Raw genomic sequence first — 15,588 nt, 5'->3', positions numbered from 1 at the left:
GTGGTTCCTTAAGAAATAGCCGTTGAGCCGCACTCCGGCGATGACTGCGCTGCAGCGCCCGAGGCACGCAGCAGCTCATAATCCGCAAGGGAAAACCGCCGGGTAATCATTCGGTAACGCCACGAGAAGCCCGGCCACAGCGTGGTGTTTCGGCCATCTTTGGTGAGATACCAGCTGTTGCAACCCGACACCCAGGTGGTGCCCTTGAACATGCGCTGAATTTTGTCGTTGTAAGCTCGGTGAACCTCCGGACGCAGATCAAAGCTGCCCGACGGGGTCTGCTGCAAGGCCTGCCAATACTGCGAGATATAGCGAATCTGCGACTCAATATAGAAAATTACCGAGGTATTTCCCGGCCCCGTATTGGGCCCCATAATGTAAAGAAGATTGGGGTATCCGCTTATCGCCACGCCTTTATAGGCTTCCGCTGCATCCGCCCAGTCCTGAGCCAACTGACGGCCACCCAAACCCTTGATCGGCAGCGGCGCGCCGGCGGCAGGCACCTTGAACCCGGTGGCCAGAATCACCGCATCCACCTCACGACGCTCGCCACTGCGACTGACAATGGCGTTGGCTTCCAGCGCCGCGACGCCATCGGCAATCACCTCTACATTGTCGCGACACAATGCGGGATAGTAATCGTCTGACAACAGCACCCTTTTGCAGCCCATCGAATAATCCGGTGTGAGCTGGCGGCGCAGTGTCGTGTCGCGAATCATTGAGCGCAGATAACGCCGGCCGAGGCGCTCGCCAAAACGGGTGAACAGGCTGTCCCAGATAAAGACTGGCAGCACACTTTCCATTCTCAGGTATTGCAGCGAGCGAGCAAGCCGCTGCAACCAGGGCCACCGTGCGAAACGGCGCTGCTCTCTCGACTGCAGGGGTCGATCGCGCTTCGGCAGCACCCAAGGCGGGGTACGCTGAAAGACCGTGAGCGATTCCACCTCGGGCTGCACAGCGGGAATGACCTGAATCGCACTGGCCCCGGTACCAACAACCGCCACTCGCTTGCCACGCAGGGAATAGGCGGCATCCCACTCTGCCGTGTGCATCACCTTGCCGCGAAATTCGTCCAGGCCGGGAATATCGGGGTATTTGGGAATATTCAATGCGCCAATGGCCATTACCACCATTCGCGCTTGCTGCTGGCGACCGCCATCGAAGCTCAGGCTCCACAGGCCCTGTGCCTCATCATAGTCCGCCGCTTCGAGCGTCCAGCCGAAGCTGATGTGCCGGCGTAGATCATACTTGTCAGCACAGTGGCGCAGGTAGCGATGAATTTCCTGCTGTGGGCTATACAGCCTTCCCCAGCGCGGGTTCGGCGCGAAGGAAAACGAGTATAAATGCGACGGCACATCGCAGGCCGCACCGGGGTAGATATTGTCTCGCCATACCCCGCCGACCTCGCTGGCCCGCTCAAAAATCCGGTAATTGCACCCACCCTGCTGCTGCAAGCGAATCGCCAGCCCAAGACCACCAAAACCCGCGCCGATAATCGCCACATCGATGACGCCGCGGCCCTGTTCATTCAGTTTTGCACCCATATCTCGACCTTATATCTGCAGCGCATCAGCGGGAGTCGCCGCGATGCCGGAATGATGACTCAGCCAAAAATCCGCCATTACCTGCCCGGTGGTACGTGGCTCCTCCAGCATGGGCAAATGCCCCACCTGGGGCAAAACCATCATCCGGGCATTGTCGAGCTGACCGGCAAGGGCGTCTCCACAGGTCACATCCAGCACCCGGTCGCTGTCGCCCCAAAGGATTAAGGTCGGCTGGCGAATCGTCGGCAGGCTCTGCCAGACCTCGCCCAGAGACGCCACCATGCAGGAAAACAGGTACTGATTCAGCGGCAATCGGTGCGCCATTTCCCCCGCCATTGCCAGCGCAAGAAAAGCGCCGAGTGCCCGCTGACGACGATGCAAGCAGATACCAAACACCTGGGCAACCTCGCTGCGCCGGGCCGGCACCAGATAATTTCGACCCGCGGCGATGCCGCTTTCCAACATGCTCATATGCAGTGCCGGGGCACCTGCGGCGTTCATCAGACACACCGCCGCCACCAACCCGGGGTGACGGGCCGCCAACAGTGCCGCGATAGCCCCGCCCATTGAACTACCGGTCACAAAGACATTGTCACGGCCAAGCGCGATCAACCATTGAGCAAGGCGGTCGGCCTGCGCGGCAAGGCTGTAATCGGCGGTGCTGACAAAGCTGCTGAGGCCGAAACCGGGCAAATCCGGCATCAACAGATGAAAGCGCGACGCCAGGCGGGGCGCCAGAAATGCCCAGTTTTCCTTACACGCGCCGAAACCATGTAACAACACCAACGTGGGGCCTTCGGGATTCCCCCCCTCCCAGTAGTGAATATCGTGGCCGTCAATCCTGCGACAACGCCCTGTCTGCCCAGCCTGCAGCGTCATGAATGGCTGTAGGTAGCGCCACAAAGAGCGGTTCAGCGGCTGCCAGCTTTCCAGTCCCTGAGCCGTGGCTCGCACCAACGGCCCGGACTCGAAAACCTGTTGCATCGCGCGCAGTTCTGCCAACCCGGACTCTGCGTTATACCCACTCACACCGAGGCTCCCGCCGCCTTGTTAAAGCCCTCAACCTCAACCACCAGCTCATCGACTTCGGCCAGGTAACGGCGGTTGTCGTGGTGCCAGGGATGAAAGCCCGGTTTGAAGAAATCCAGCCAATCGGGAATCACCCGCCGCAAGGTACCCGGACGCCCCCACAAAAAGTTGACCGCCGTCATCCAACCGCGAAGATCGAACAATTTCCCCTCCCTGCGCACCAGACTGATATGAATGGGAATCACCATCGCCCAGAACAAAAAGGTTGACGCCAGCAGCGCAAAACAGCGGCGCAGATAGGCCAAAACTCCGGTGCCGACGGTCTGTTGGTACACGTCAAATGCCACCGCTTTATGCTCGGTTTCTTCCAGCGCATGCCAACGCCACAGTGCGGCAAAACGCTGCTCGCTTCCCTCGAGGGTACGTGGCTCTCTGAGCACGACATCGGCCAAAATGGCGGTTAAATGCTCCAGCGCAATCGTCACCGCCAACTGCCCGCCCTTGGGCTCTATCCGGCGCACCACGTTCAACAATTTGAGAATCAGCGCGGTATAACGACGAGCGGGCATTCCGCGTTTTTCCAATGCCTCGTTGTACTCTTCATGTTCACGACCGTGCATCGCCTCCTGACCAATAAAACCTCGCACAGCCTCTTTCAGGTTCGGATCGGTAATATCGTCGCGATAGGCGCGAACACTATCGATGAAAAAGCGCTCACCGTCGGGAAAGAACAGCGACATGGCATTAAAGAAGTGACTGACGTGAGTGCCCTTGCCGTGCCAGTCGCCAATACGTTCTTCGGGGAGATGAAATTCGAGATTGCGACGAACCGGGGTAATGTCAACAGTCATGGTAAACGCTCCTGCATACGCTATGTTTCACATATTTATGTTACATCATTTGATGTATAATTACTGTTACATCAAGCGATGTCAAATTAAATCATCTGGAATGTGCTTCACCCGACACAATTAAAAGGGGTTGAAGTGCTGGTACTTGGGGAGCGTCGCTAACTCGCGGAGCCCCTTGAGAGTTTCGTAGGGATTTTCCACAATCAATGCGTTCACGATACCCGCCGGCAAATCACCATTGGGGTCCAGGTGCAACTGAAATTCAACGGCGGTGCGGCTATCTGCCAGCGGCGTCAGCACAAAATGACCCGCAAGCTCCTCGACTCTGACCAGTCCCTTGCCGGCGGGCAGTCGCCCCCTCACTGATTCCGGCAGCGACTCTGCGGCATAGGCCTCCAGACTCACCGATACCACACGGGTCTCCGGATCCTGGGAAATCCGGTTGCGAATCAGCATTTCCCGGTCCGCAGCGGGCCAGGGAAAGTCGTTGACCAAATACTGGTAGCGGTCGAGCAAGGACGGTTTATATATCAGCCGCGCCTCTTTGCAGTTGAACATCCAGCGGGTAAATCCATCGGTATCGTCCAGCACCGCCATCAGCGAATTCAGGCCCGCGTCGATGACCACTTCACCGCGAAATGCCCGATAGGGCGACCCCTCTCGCGATGCGGTAGCTACGCGAATGCCGTCTTTGTTTTGCTCCTCTCGCCACTTCGGGGCTTCCGCATGAAGCTGCATTGCGTTGAGCAAACAGAGAAAGGAAAAGATCAGATAGCGTGCAACAAGTGACAACATAGGCGAACACCTCAGTAGAAAAAGGTCCGGCGGCAAGGGTAAGCCGCCGGACAAGCCGATTACATACGGTAGGTAAATTGCAAAGCCACAGAGCGTGGCGCTTCGATAAAGCCGGTGTGGCTGGTGGTGCCGAACAGGGTTTTGGCCAAGGGAGTGTCCGCTGCGTAGACAATTATCACCTCGTCGGTCAGATTCTTGCCCAATAGCGACAGCTCCCAGGTCTTGTCGATGGCGCCCAGACCGAGACGACCATTGAATTTATAAAAGCCGTCCTGCTCAACCCGCGGATCGAGGTTGCTCGATGGGTTGTAGTTATCGGTAAACACCACATCCAGCGACGCACCAATACCCAAAGTGGGACTGATCGGGCGCAGGTAGCCAATCAGGAAGGTACCCGACCAGTCCGATACATACTGGTTAGACCAGCCGGTGTAATCGCAGTCGCGACCGTTGGCGGCGTCCGGCGTCTGATCCTGCCGACACTGGCCATTTTTAAAATCCTTGAACTCGAAGTCGAGCAGTGCCAGAGCGCCGCCCAGGCTTAGATACTCCGTAAGCTGCCAGCGCCCATCCACCTCGATACCCATGGTGACCGCCTCTTTGGCATTACCGACCTTGAAGCCGATACTGCCGTCGAAAATACTGATTTGCAGGTTACTGTACTCGGTATAAAACGCCGCTACATTAATCTCTGCCGCGCCGTCCAGCAGGCCGGTTTTGACACCGGCCTCATAACTCATCGCCTCTTCTTCGTCGTACTCAAAGGTGCCCTCAAGTATTGTTTGATTGGGCGATACCGCCGCGGAATTGCGATAGGTGAGCTCATCATCCGGCGTTGCATTGGAGCGCGCATCGAAGCCACCGGCTTTAAAACCCTTGGTGGCGGTGACATAGGCCATGCCGTCGGCGGAGTAATCCCATTGCAGGTTTATCAGCGGCGAAAACTGGCTCTCACTGCGTTCGCCCTTCAGATTGTGTCGCTCCATGGCAAAGGTAATTGCCGCCACGGTATCCACTTCGCCTCGGGGTAATTCATTGCCGGCAAGATCGGCGATCGTCAAATGCCGCCGCCCTTTTTTATTTTCGTAGGTATAGCGCCCACCGAGGGTCAACCTCAGGGTATCGTTCACATTGATTGTCGATTGTAAAAACGCCGAGGCAATTCGCGATTCACTGCGAAAATCCCGCGGCCCGGTAATATCGCGAATGGCATTCCCCGCGTCACCAAAGCCCAGCGCCTCATACTGGTCCCCGGTGCCCCCGGCCGGGTCGAAGTCCCCCCGCGCACCGCCTTCAATAAAGTCTGCTGCGTTGAGCAGCTCCACCACCAGATTGGAGTCCTGCACCAGCTTATCGCGAAATTTCAGCGTATTGGTCTGAAAGTAGAGACCGCCGATATAGTCGACTCGCTCACCACCGGGGGATAACCAGCGAAATTCCTGGCTGAGTTGGCTGTAATCCTCTGCCATTTCAAATTTAAACAGCTCCGCAGAGGTTGCATCGCAGTCACACAGGTCTTCATATTCATACATCAGTACACCGGTGATTGCCCGGAATTCGTGTCCCTCGGGATTCACCCAGCTCACGTTCAGCGTCAGATTATTGGTGTCGTTCAGGCTGTAATTGCCGTTGGAGCCTTGTTTGTAGTCCTGATAGTTATTGCGTACCGAATCGTGGGTGTCGACATCGAGAAATGGAGGATAGAAACTGCGATCAAGAATTTCCGCCTGAGTCCGCCCCGCCAGCACGAAATTGTCCGAGGTAGAGGGCTCGTCATTGATGATTTCTGCGTGACGCCCCACCGTGTCAAAACTGCCCCGCTCGTACTTTACTTCCACCTGGGTATCGTCGTTCACGTCCCACATCGCCTTAAACCGATACGTGGCTTGATCGTATTGCGGCGAACGCTCGTCCAATAAAATATTTTCCATATAGCCATCGTATTCCCGCCAGCGCGCAGCAAACCTCACCCCGACGCTATCGCTGACCGGGCCAGACAGCATCACGTCGAGTACCTGCTCGCCGAAATCCGGCTCATAAAGGGCGGATACCATGCCCTCAAACTCATTCCCGGGCGAGGCCGTGACAATATTGATTGCCCCGGCGATACTGTTTTTACCCTGTAAAATATTTTGCGGGCCGCGCAACACCTCCACCCGTGCCAGATCCAGAAAGGGTGCCCGCGCCAGCTGAGCGCGACCATAGTAGATACCGTCTACGTACATCCCTACGGACTGCTCGAAGCCCTGGTTCATTCCAGTACCGATGCCACGGACATAAATATCGGTACTGATCCCGCTTTCGGTCACTGTGAGGTTAGGCACGTAGGCCTGCAGATCCTCCATACGATTGATGCCCGCCTCCAGCATTTTTTCTCCACCGATCGCGCTCACCGACACTGGAACATCCTGCAGACTCTGCTCGCGGTGCTGCGCCGTAACAACGACCTCTTCCAGCTTTGCAGCGTGGCCGGACAAGGAAACACCGCAGGCGATGGCTATGACACTGATACGGGATGTGTTAAAACTGAACATTATGACAGACCCTTACTAAGTCGCTTTATTATGTGACATTATTTAATGGAACATAATGCGATGTGCAATCAATGTCAACATAGCCCGAGTAAAAATGCGTAGTAAGTTCATACCTCGCGTACTTTTGTGCGCCGCGCTATGGCTCAAGGGTAAAATTCTTTAAAATGTCGGCGCCACCGAGTAACCCGCGCGAACCAGAGCTGTAATTGACTATGCGTTTCCCCGAAAACACCATAAACACGATGGCCCAGTACCTTCCCCAAAGCGCCGAGGCCGCTGACGATAGCATTGAGCAAAAAAAGGAATACAGCGTAGAAGAACTGGCTCTGGCGGCGAATACCACCGTGCGAAATATTCGCGCCTACCAGGACCGCGGTGTGCTGCCGCCCCCCGAACTGCGCGGCCGCAAGGGTATTTACAATAATCAGCACCTGTCGCGACTGCGACTGATCGCCAATCTGCTGGAGCGCGGCTACACCCTGTCGAGTATCCGCGAGCTACTCGACGCCATGGCCCAGGGCATCGGCTTGAGTGAAGTGCTTGGCATGGAGTCTGCCATCAACTCTCCCTGGGGTAATGAAGCCCCGGTGAATGTCAGCATGCCCACACTGGTAAAAATGTTTGGCACCAAACTCACCCCCAACGCGATTAAAAAGGCCTCGGATCTCGGGCTGTTCAGCGTGAATGGCAGTCAGTTACGGGTGAGCAGCATGAACACCCTCAAAGCAGCAGAGGAGCTCTGCGCCACCGGCATTCCCCTTGAGGAGTTACTGGAAATACTCGCGATGATGCGCGGCAAGGTGCAACCAGTGGCCGACGCCTTCGTAAAACTGGTGACCCACCACGTGCTGGAGCCCTACGGCGACCAAGCCCTTCCCCCCCGAGAGGAGTTTCCTCAAATTGCCGAGCTGGTCTGGCGCTTGCGACCGCTGGCGCAGATTGTGGTTGATGCGGAGTTGGGCCGCTCGATGGATATCGCCGCCAGCCGCTTCCTTGCGGACAAACTGGAATCCATTATGAAGCAGCTGCCCGAGGAATAGCGCAGGCTAATAGAAGCAATACTCACTGGTTGGCAGCACTTCAATTTCACTAAAATCGATAAATTTGGTGCAGCTTTCCATCATTTCCTGCATGTGGCGCTGACACAGATCAGGCTTGCCCGGGGCCGCGTAGAACACTTCGGCACTGGTCATCGCCTCGGCGGGAAAACACTCTTCTACAATCGCGCTATAGGCGCCACCAGCAGAGTTTAGCCCCGACAACACCCGGTTTTGCACATAGCGAAAGGTCGACTGGGTGGCGATAGCAATCTCGGTATGAGTCTGCTTCCAGTAGCTCAACCACTCCTCGTAGGCCATCGACGAAGGGCAATGCAACAGCGCCAGCTGGCTAAAGCCCGGCGTTCGTTCACCTGGCGCTGTCCAATGAAGTTTATTGGGCAGAGGCTCTTCCTCCTCCACACGATACACCGCAATCCGCTCAGCGCCATCGCTGAGCACCGCCAGCGCTTCACTGACCGTCGCATCATCGGCGGCGACAAAGCTGCACATGGCGTCAAACAGGGTGTCATACCCTGAAATCCGCTTGTCTGCGGCGGCAGCCACCGCCTCATCTGCCAGATTGAATTGCAGGCGAGCAACGCCCGGCAAGTCCAGTAAACGCGTTGCCACCGATTGCAGCAAATAGGAAAAATAGCCCTGATCCGCAGCGGGCGCCCAGAGTAATACCTGGTGTTTCGTCATGCTCGAAATTCCGTCAATGTTCAGATAAGTATGCGGGAATCCGCCACAGAAGATTAGCGCAATCACGCCTGGCTGAAAGCCGGTGTGCACAAACCTAGTGCCTGTTCACAAAAATGCTTTTCCGCGTGTATCTATGGTCTACACTTGTGCAGGCGCGAATGCTCTCTCCCCAAAGCACCTGCATGCAGAGGTCGTGGTCGCGCGCAATAATGGCAAAAATCACTGGCGGCGCTGCGCCGTGACCGATAAATTATCGCGTAATATAAATAACTGGACCTGATCAATGCGTATTGTTTCGGTAGCTGAAAAGCTCGCCTACTCCTCTTTATTGCTACCCCTGCTTGCGGTGTTATCGGTACGTTTGGGCTTAAGTCATTTTCGTCTGGGGCTGGCCGCCTTTGTTGTCGGCTTGATTCTGGCTCTTATCGCGATCACCATTTCTGCGGTTTTCAGCCGCCGCTGCGATGAAACCCAGCGTAAAAAGCTCAATCGCGCCGCTTTCGTATCTCTGCCTGTCGTTCTCGCCTTCAGCGTCAATTTTTTTGCCGCACAGGGCAGCCCGGCGATACACGAAGTCAGCACCGACGTGTCGCATCCACCGGAGTTCAAGTGGGCAACCACAGCGCGCGGCCCCGATGACAACGCCTTTGATCTGAGCCCGGCAGTGATCCAGCAGCAACAGCAATACTACCCGGACTTACGTTCGATAAAGCTGCCGCTGCCCAAGTCGGAGGCACAAACATTGGCCGTGGACGCTGCCGAAGCCCTCGGCTGGGAAGTCAAATATCAGCAGGATGGGCATGTGGAGGCCACCGTGACCAGTCTGTGGTTTGGCTTTGTTGACGACGTAGTGATTCGTATACAGGCCACCGCAGGGGGTAGCAAAATCGACCTGCGCTCATCTTCACGGGTGGGCCGGGGGGACCTCGGGGCCAATGCCCGTCGCGTCACGCAGTTTATCGAACTGATCGAAAACCATCTCAAGTAAAAACAGGAGTAGTCACATATACCAATAGCTGGGACTGGACTATGCTGCTTATGATAAAACAATAAACACCCACGGCAGACTGTGAGCTGCAAGGTGACAAACAGGAAGACACCGATGGCGTCATGGTATAAAGACAAAAGCACTGGAGGCGTTGTGAGCAGCTCACTCCGCGGCGTCCAGTGGTTTTCTCTGCTGATACTGATCGCTAGCTTGACGGTGGGGTCAAACAGTGTGGCACAAGTCTCCGGAGAGACACCCTCCGGAGAGACGCAGAGTATACGGGTCTTCACCCACGACAGTATTCAAGCCGGTGAGCTGTCTACCGCGAAATTGCGCGCGATATTTTCGCTGCGCAAACGTAGCTGGGACAATAACATTCCCATCAGAGTGTTTGTGCTCCCCGACAACCACCCTCTGCACGAAAATTTCTGCAAGTCTCTACTCAAGGTTTACCCCTATGTATTGCGAGACCAATGGGATCGCGCCATTTTCAGTGGCATAGGCACGCCACCTACCGTCGTGAAAAATATTCAGCAGCTGAAGCAGGCTGTAGAAAACACACCTGGCGCCATTGGCTATATCGCCAGCAATTATCTTCAGACACATGCGGGAAGCCCAGCTTATGAACCTGCACGGTAACACTGTACGTGGCATCAGAACCGCCGCTGCCCTCATTCTGGCCGCCGCATTGGTGTCTCCCGTATATGCCTATCAAGTCGGCGATGTACAAATACACGGCTTCGCTTCCCAAGCCTACCTGTTGAGCGACGGTAACAATATTTATGGCGACAGCCAGCGTGGCTCCACCGAATTCACTGAGCTGGGTATCAATGGCAACTGGCAGGCGAACAGCAAACTCAATGTCGCCGGCCAATTAATCAGCCGCGACGCGGGGGCGACAGACAATGGTGCGGTGAAAGTGGACTACCTCTTCGCCGATTACAAAGCTATTGAGTCCGATGAAACCGGCCTGGGCTTTCGTTTTGGACGCGTGCGCAATGCCTTTGGCTTTTACAACGAGACCCGTGACATCCTGTTCACCCGCCCCAGTATCTTTATGCCTCAGGCCGTCTACTTCGAAGGTAACGGCCTGCGGGAACTTCTGTTTTCCTCCGATGGCGTCCAGCTGTACAGCTACTGGGATAACGACGACCAGAATACCTATCTGTCAATTACCATGGGCCGCGACAAAAGCATTCCCCGGGACGTTGTCCGCAATATTCTCGGCCCGCGCTTTGCCAGCGCCGTGCGCTATGCCCGTCAGTTAAATCCGGTTTACAGCCAGTTAGGTACCAACTTGAATGGCGGTAAAACCCGCCTGGCATTATCCACCCTCGCCATTGCCCTGGAATTTGACATACATACCCCCACAGCTGTGAGCGAAATGACCCTTGATGCCAACGGTTTTGTGACTTCTATCCAACATAATTTACAACAGTGGTCATTCACCTCCGAATACAGCCAGGTGAGCGTTAAGTACAACGGGCTGTTCAGCTCAGGAGCCGGCATAACAGTCGAAGGGCTTTACGCCCAGGCCCAATACCGTTTTACCCCCCGAGTCAGCGCCCACAGCCGCATTGAATACAGCACCTACGATCGCGACAATCGCAATGAGCAGGATAGCTCGCAGCTGGTACTCGGTCTGCGCTGGACACCCGATCCACAGTGGATTATAGCCACCGACATTATTGGCGTGCGCGGCACCGGAGGCATACCTGGCGTGGACAACCCCCAGGGCACCAATGAGCGCACGGAAATCTTCTCCGTTATGGTCGGATATCGCTTCTAGTGCGCGCCTCTACTGACAAGGCTGCCATCGCAACCATTGTCGGGCGTCACAGCCTGCTGCAAAAACTCAGTGCCATTATTTTTGTCGCACTGATCGTGATTATGTCGGGCCGCGGCTACCTGGGCTACTTGAAAACCATGGACAGCCACCGACAGGCAGTACTGGAAAATATGCTGTTTTTGCGGGAGGTGTTTGACAACCTTACCAATCGCTCCCACGAAGAGCTATTTCGCAGCGCCGCTCACTATCGATTGCCGAGCGGCACTGAACTGGAGCGCAACGAGATCCGCGCCCCCAGTTTGCTGTCAGGTATCGATTCGGTCACCTTTTTCGACACGACAGGAAGAGTACTGGCCAGCGCAGCACTGGACGGTGTGACCATGCAGCCCAGTCTCACTCATACCGCCAAGGCATTGCGCAATATCGCCAGCACACAACGACCACAGGCCTCTATCACCTGCAATAACGACGAATGCGCTGAAAGTGTTTTCATCCCAATTATCAGTGACGACGGTCGTGAACTTATTATCAATATCAATCGCAATGCGGCGGGCATACTACAGGATTTCTATAATTTTACTCACACCGATATTGCACTGTTTGCCCCGGACACAGGGAAGGTGTACCTGGCGAGTCACAAGCAGTCCATTGTTCCCATTCTCACCGAAATTACTGCAAATGCGCACCTGAAATATACCGACGATGAGCAATATTTTGGCCCGGCTTCAGGCGGCTACTACGGCGCGCATTTTTTTCCATTGAAAGACAATAGCGGTCTGCATATTGCGCTAATCAGCGACGAATCCAATATAACCGCCATTGTCAGCGCAACCATCAGGGATATCGTCGCTGCCGCCGTACTGTCATCCCTTGTGCTGATTCTGATAATTGTGGTGATACTCAGACCGCCCCTGAGCCGCCTCGTGGCACTGACGGATTTGTTACCCATGTTGGCAAAAAACGAATTCCAGCGGGCGCAGGAAGGGATAGAGTCGGTCGCGACCAATCGTTTTCTACGCGACGAAATAGACGTTCTGCGCGATGTACTCCTCGATGTAAACCGCGCGTTGAAAGAGATGGCAAGCAGCGTAGAAGAACACCGTAGTGCATTGCAAAGCAAGATTTCGGCGCTCACGGAGGCAAACAACTTTAACGATATGCTCCTCGACACCTCACCCATGGTCATTGTTATTCACGACAGCGAAGGCAACATCCAAAACCTTAACGCGATGGGCAGGGCACTCAGTGGCTTGGGCACAACCATTGACCCCGGGGCCAATATCAACCACTGGGTACACGATCCCCGTCGCGATATTTCACTCTCTGAAGCCACGGCCAGCCTCCACCGTCTCCCCGGCCGTCGCCAGCAAAACGAAATGCCATTTTTCGCCGCCGATGGCAAAAGCTACGACTTTCTGTGGATTCACACCACTATTCACTTACAGAATCAGCGCCAAATTCTTTCACTGGGCATCGACATTACTGAACACCGCCGCGCCGAGGAAAGCCTGCGCTGGCTGGGTGCCCACGACCGCGTCACGGGCCTCTACAACCGCGCCACGTTTATCGACGAGGCGGAACGACTCCTGACCAGCCTTGCCCTCGGCCATCGCATTGACCTGATATTGCTGGATATCGACAACTTCGCCGAGTTCAACGACCGCTTCGGTTTTGACAGCGGCGACAAACTCCTCAAGCAGTTTGCCTCGCGCCTCGAAGCCGAACTTTCCGATGCTGCCCTGATTGCCCGCACCGGCTCCGGCGAGTTTTGCGTGATACTGGTCCGGGACAATAACGCGATCAGCCATCTCGACACGGTGCTTCCCAGCCTGACTCGAATCAGTATTGACGACGAACAGTACAGCGAAAATACCTCGGTGACGATTGTGATCGACGAGTACGACGACAACTTCACCAGCGTCGGCGACATGCTCGCCAATAGCACCTCGACCATGCGGCGAGTGAAAAACAAGGCCAAAGGACACGTTTACCACGCGGAAGACACCGACACCCGGGACAGCCGCCAGGAAAAATACCAGATGAAAGAGGCCCTGGCCCAGGCACTGGACAATAATCGCCTGGTGCTGTTCTTCCAACCGATCTACAGCCTCGAAGAAGAACGCGTCAGTCACTGTGAGTGCCTGGTACGCATGCTCGATGCCAACGGCAACTTTGTCCCACCTGGGGAATTTCTGGGTATCGCCGCCGAGGCGAACCTTATGCCACGTCTGGATTTTATCGTGCTGGAAAAAGCCATGCAGCAGCAGAGCCTGTGGCGCAAGCAAGGTATCGACGTTGGTCTGAGTATTAATATCACCGCCCCCACCCTTGAACAGCCCGACTTTGCCAAACGCCTCGCAGAGATTGTGAAACACACCGAGGCCGACCCCGAGCGACTGATCTTCGAACTGGTGGAAACCGACGCACTGGAAAACATCGACAACGCGGAAAAATTATTGGGACAATTTAAAAATGTAGGTTCGCGCATCGCCCTCGACGACTTCGGTATCGGCTTCACCTCCTTTGAGTATGTCCGCGAACTCCCGGTGGACTACATCAAAATAGATCAGGCCTTTATCCGCTTTATCCACGAGCGGGAAAACGACCAGGCACTGGTCCGCTCGATGATAGAAATGGGTCACTCCCTCGGCAAAAAAATCATCGCCGAAGGCGTCGAGACAAAAGAGGCTCTGGACATGCTGAAAGCCATGCGGGTGGACTACGTACAGGGCTACTACCTCAGTCGCCCTGTACCGATTGATGCGCTGAACCTGGCGCTGAAAATTTAGCTACGCACCCGGCCTACCGCGCGCAACCAGCCGTGGTAGCGGGTTTCCCGATCCATTTCACTCATCGTTGGTGCAAAACTGTGCTCCTGCTGCCACAAGGATGCAATCTCCTCCAGCGAGCGGTACAAGCCTAACTGCAAGCCAGCCAGATAAGCCGCCCCCAGTGCCGTCGTTTCAGTGATCTCAGGGCGTTGACAGTGGCAGGCCAGGGTATCGGCAAGGCGCTGCATCAACCAATTATTTACCACCATGCCGCCGTCGACCCGCAAATTTTCAATACTTGCACCGTCACCCGCCATCGCTTCCAGCAAGTCGCGGGTTTGGTAGCACACCGACTCCAGACAGGCCCGGGCGATATGGGGTATACCGGTGTCGCGGGTCAGACCAAGAATCGCGCCCCGCGCATCCGGGTCCCAATAGGGTGCCCCCAGCCCGGTAAAGGCCGGCACCAAATACACCCCGTTGGCACTGGGCACACTTTCTGCCAGCGCCTGGGTTTCCGCCGCCGAGCCAATTAAATGCAATCCGTCGCGCAACCACTGCACCGCCGCACCGGCAACAAAAATGCTGCCCTCCAGTGCGTAGGTCACCTTGCCAGCAAGGCGGTAAGCTACCGTGGTCAACAGGCGATGCTGAGAGTTAAGCGCCTTGTCACCGGTGTTCAACACCACAAAACAGCCCGTGCCATAGGTGCTCTTCGCCATTCCCGGTTCAAAGCAGGCCTGTCCCACGGTAGCCGCTTGCTGGTCGCCAATCATCGAAGCAATCGGTATCGCTGCACCGAACAGGCTGCAAACGCCAAAGTCATCGGCGCTGTCCTTCACCTCTGGTAGCAGGGCGCGGGGAATATTGAACAGGTTGAGCAGTTCGTCGTCCCACTGCTGGGTATGAATATTAAACAACAGGGTACGGGAGGCGTTAGTTGCATCCGTCGCGTGGCTGCGTCCTTCCGTCAGCCGCCAGAGCAAATAGCTGTCAACGGTGCCAAAGGCGAGCTCCCCCGCCTCCGCGCGCTGGCGCGCACCGGCAACATTGTCCAGAATCCAGGTCAGTTTTGACCCGGAGAAATACGGGTCGAGCAACAGACCGGTGCGTTTGCTGACTGTCGCCTCCAACCCCTTCTCTTTGAGTTCTGCTGTCCAGTTCGCGGTGCGCCGATCCTGCCAGACAATCGCAGGGTAAATAGCCTCGCCGGTCGCCCGGTCCCAGACAATTGTTGTCTCCCGCTGATTGGTAATGCCGATTCCGGCGATGTCGCCAGCATTCAACGACGCCGCCGATAATGCCGCCTCACAGCTTGCCAGGGTGGTCGCCCAGATTTCTTCCGGGTCGTGCTCCACCCAGCCATCCCGGGGGTAAAACTGCTGAAACTCCTGCTGGCCGGAGCCACAAATTCGGCCGGCGCGATCAAACACAATGGCACGACTGCTTGTTGTACCCTGATCCACCGACAGTATGTAATCACCCATAGACACCCGCTCTCCCTAAGCCTGAAATACTCCGTTGAGACTACTCAGAGCAGCAGGG

12 protein-coding genes are annotated in these 15,588 nt (G+C 55.9%); 5 read left to right on the top strand and 7 right to left on the bottom strand.

What is annotated here, in order from left to right; genetic code table 11:
* Positions 1–8 precede the first annotated feature (8 nt).
* From HCU74_RS06535 to HCU74_RS06515, 5 genes are all read right to left on the bottom strand, one after another.
* On the bottom strand, positions 9–1,544 hold the full coding sequence (locus HCU74_RS06535; RefSeq protein ID WP_168449606.1) for a flavin-containing monooxygenase: 1,536 nt from the start codon (positions 1,542–1,544) through the stop codon (positions 9–11).
* 9 nt (positions 1,545–1,553) lie between these two features.
* Positions 1,554–2,573 carry an alpha/beta fold hydrolase gene (locus HCU74_RS06530; protein ID WP_168449605.1) on the bottom strand — a complete coding sequence of 340 codons (1,020 nt, stop codon included), beginning with the start codon at positions 2,571–2,573 and terminating at the stop codon, positions 1,554–1,556.
* Complete coding sequence (locus HCU74_RS06525) at positions 2,570–3,424, bottom strand: metal-dependent hydrolase (RefSeq protein ID WP_210425134.1); 855 nt, start codon at positions 3,422–3,424, stop codon at positions 2,570–2,572. Before HCU74_RS06525 ends, HCU74_RS06530 begins: the two co-directional genes overlap by 4 nt.
* Before the next feature lie 120 nt (positions 3,425–3,544).
* A complete protein-coding gene (locus tag HCU74_RS06520) occupies positions 3,545–4,219 on the bottom strand; it encodes an START domain-containing protein (RefSeq protein ID WP_168449604.1) in 675 nt (224 codons plus the stop codon).
* 59 nt (positions 4,220–4,278) lie between these two features.
* The gene (locus HCU74_RS06515; RefSeq protein ID WP_168449603.1) at positions 4,279–6,753 is read right to left on the bottom strand and encodes a TonB-dependent receptor; all 2,475 of its coding nucleotides are present in this window, start codon (positions 6,751–6,753) and stop codon (positions 4,279–4,281) included.
* A 212-nt stretch (positions 6,754–6,965) separates the two neighbouring features.
* Between HCU74_RS06515 and HCU74_RS06510 the strand changes: the two genes are divergently transcribed.
* Complete coding sequence (locus HCU74_RS06510; protein WP_246864529.1) at positions 6,966–7,793, top strand: MerR family transcriptional regulator; 828 nt, start codon at positions 6,966–6,968, stop codon at positions 7,791–7,793.
* Between the two features lie 6 nt (positions 7,794–7,799).
* On the opposite strand, the gene HCU74_RS06505 is transcribed toward HCU74_RS06510, so the two are convergent.
* Positions 7,800–8,495 carry an EthD domain-containing protein gene (locus HCU74_RS06505; RefSeq protein WP_168449601.1) on the bottom strand — a complete coding sequence of 232 codons (696 nt, stop codon included), beginning with the start codon at positions 8,493–8,495 and terminating at the stop codon, positions 7,800–7,802.
* A gap of 283 nt (positions 8,496–8,778) precedes the next feature.
* Here HCU74_RS06505 and HCU74_RS06500 point away from each other — a divergent pair, with 283 nt between their 5' ends.
* The 4 genes from HCU74_RS06500 (at position 8,779) to HCU74_RS20305 (ending at position 14,061) form a co-directional block, all read left to right on the top strand.
* A complete protein-coding gene (locus HCU74_RS06500) occupies positions 8,779–9,483 on the top strand; it encodes a DUF1499 domain-containing protein (RefSeq protein ID WP_168449600.1) in 705 nt (234 codons plus the stop codon).
* A gap of 153 nt (positions 9,484–9,636) precedes the next feature.
* Entirely contained in the window at positions 9,637–10,122 is a 486-nt protein-coding gene (locus HCU74_RS06495) for a type 2 periplasmic-binding domain-containing protein (RefSeq protein WP_168449599.1), read from the top strand.
* On the top strand, positions 10,106–11,272 hold the full coding sequence (locus HCU74_RS06490) for a hypothetical protein (RefSeq protein ID WP_168449598.1): 1,167 nt from the start codon (positions 10,106–10,108) through the stop codon (positions 11,270–11,272). Before HCU74_RS06495 ends, HCU74_RS06490 begins: the two co-directional genes overlap by 17 nt.
* On the top strand, positions 11,272–14,061 hold the full coding sequence (locus tag HCU74_RS20305; protein ID WP_168449597.1) for an EAL domain-containing protein: 2,790 nt from the start codon (positions 11,272–11,274) through the stop codon (positions 14,059–14,061). The genes HCU74_RS06490 and HCU74_RS20305 overlap by 1 nt, the downstream gene beginning before the upstream one ends.
* Here HCU74_RS20305 and glpK read toward each other — a convergent pair.
* A complete protein-coding gene (gene glpK, locus HCU74_RS06480; RefSeq protein ID WP_168449596.1) occupies positions 14,058–15,530 on the bottom strand; it encodes a glycerol kinase GlpK in 1,473 nt (490 codons plus the stop codon). The two genes, HCU74_RS20305 and glpK, sit on opposite strands and share 4 nt — an antisense overlap.
* Positions 15,531–15,588 lie beyond the last annotated feature (58 nt).

Source organism: Spongiibacter thalassae, from assembly GCF_012272835.1.
GTDB classification, from domain to species: domain Bacteria; phylum Pseudomonadota; class Gammaproteobacteria; order Pseudomonadales; family Spongiibacteraceae; genus Spongiibacter; species Spongiibacter thalassae.
The sequence above is the reverse complement of the archived record's forward strand: the minus strand, read 5'-3'. Positions and strand labels throughout refer to the sequence as shown.

Bases quoted from the DNA above. Each gene is read 5' to 3' on its own strand.
- HCU74_RS06535 (WP_168449606.1), bottom strand. From the start codon at position 1,544: ATGGGTGCAAAACTGAATGAACAGGGCCGCGGCGTCATCGATGTGGCG.
- HCU74_RS06515 (WP_168449603.1), bottom strand. From the start codon at position 6,753: ATGTTCAGTTTTAACACATCCCGTATCAGTGTCATAGCCATCGCCTGC.
- HCU74_RS06510 (WP_246864529.1), top strand. From the start codon at position 6,966: ATGCGTTTCCCCGAAAACACCATAAACACGATGGCCCAGTACCTTCCC.
- HCU74_RS06520 (WP_168449604.1), bottom strand. From the start codon at position 4,219: ATGTTGTCACTTGTTGCACGCTATCTGATCTTTTCCTTTCTCTGTTTG.
- HCU74_RS06505 (WP_168449601.1), bottom strand. From the start codon at position 8,495: ATGACGAAACACCAGGTATTACTCTGGGCGCCCGCTGCGGATCAGGGC.
- glpK (WP_168449596.1), bottom strand. From the start codon at position 15,530: ATGGGTGATTACATACTGTCGGTGGATCAGGGTACAACAAGCAGTCGT.
- HCU74_RS06490 (WP_168449598.1), top strand. From the start codon at position 10,106: ATGAACCTGCACGGTAACACTGTACGTGGCATCAGAACCGCCGCTGCC.
- HCU74_RS06500 (WP_168449600.1), top strand. From the start codon at position 8,779: ATGCGTATTGTTTCGGTAGCTGAAAAGCTCGCCTACTCCTCTTTATTG.
- HCU74_RS06525 (WP_210425134.1), bottom strand. From the start codon at position 3,424: ATGACTGTTGACATTACCCCGGTTCGTCGCAATCTCGAATTTCATCTC.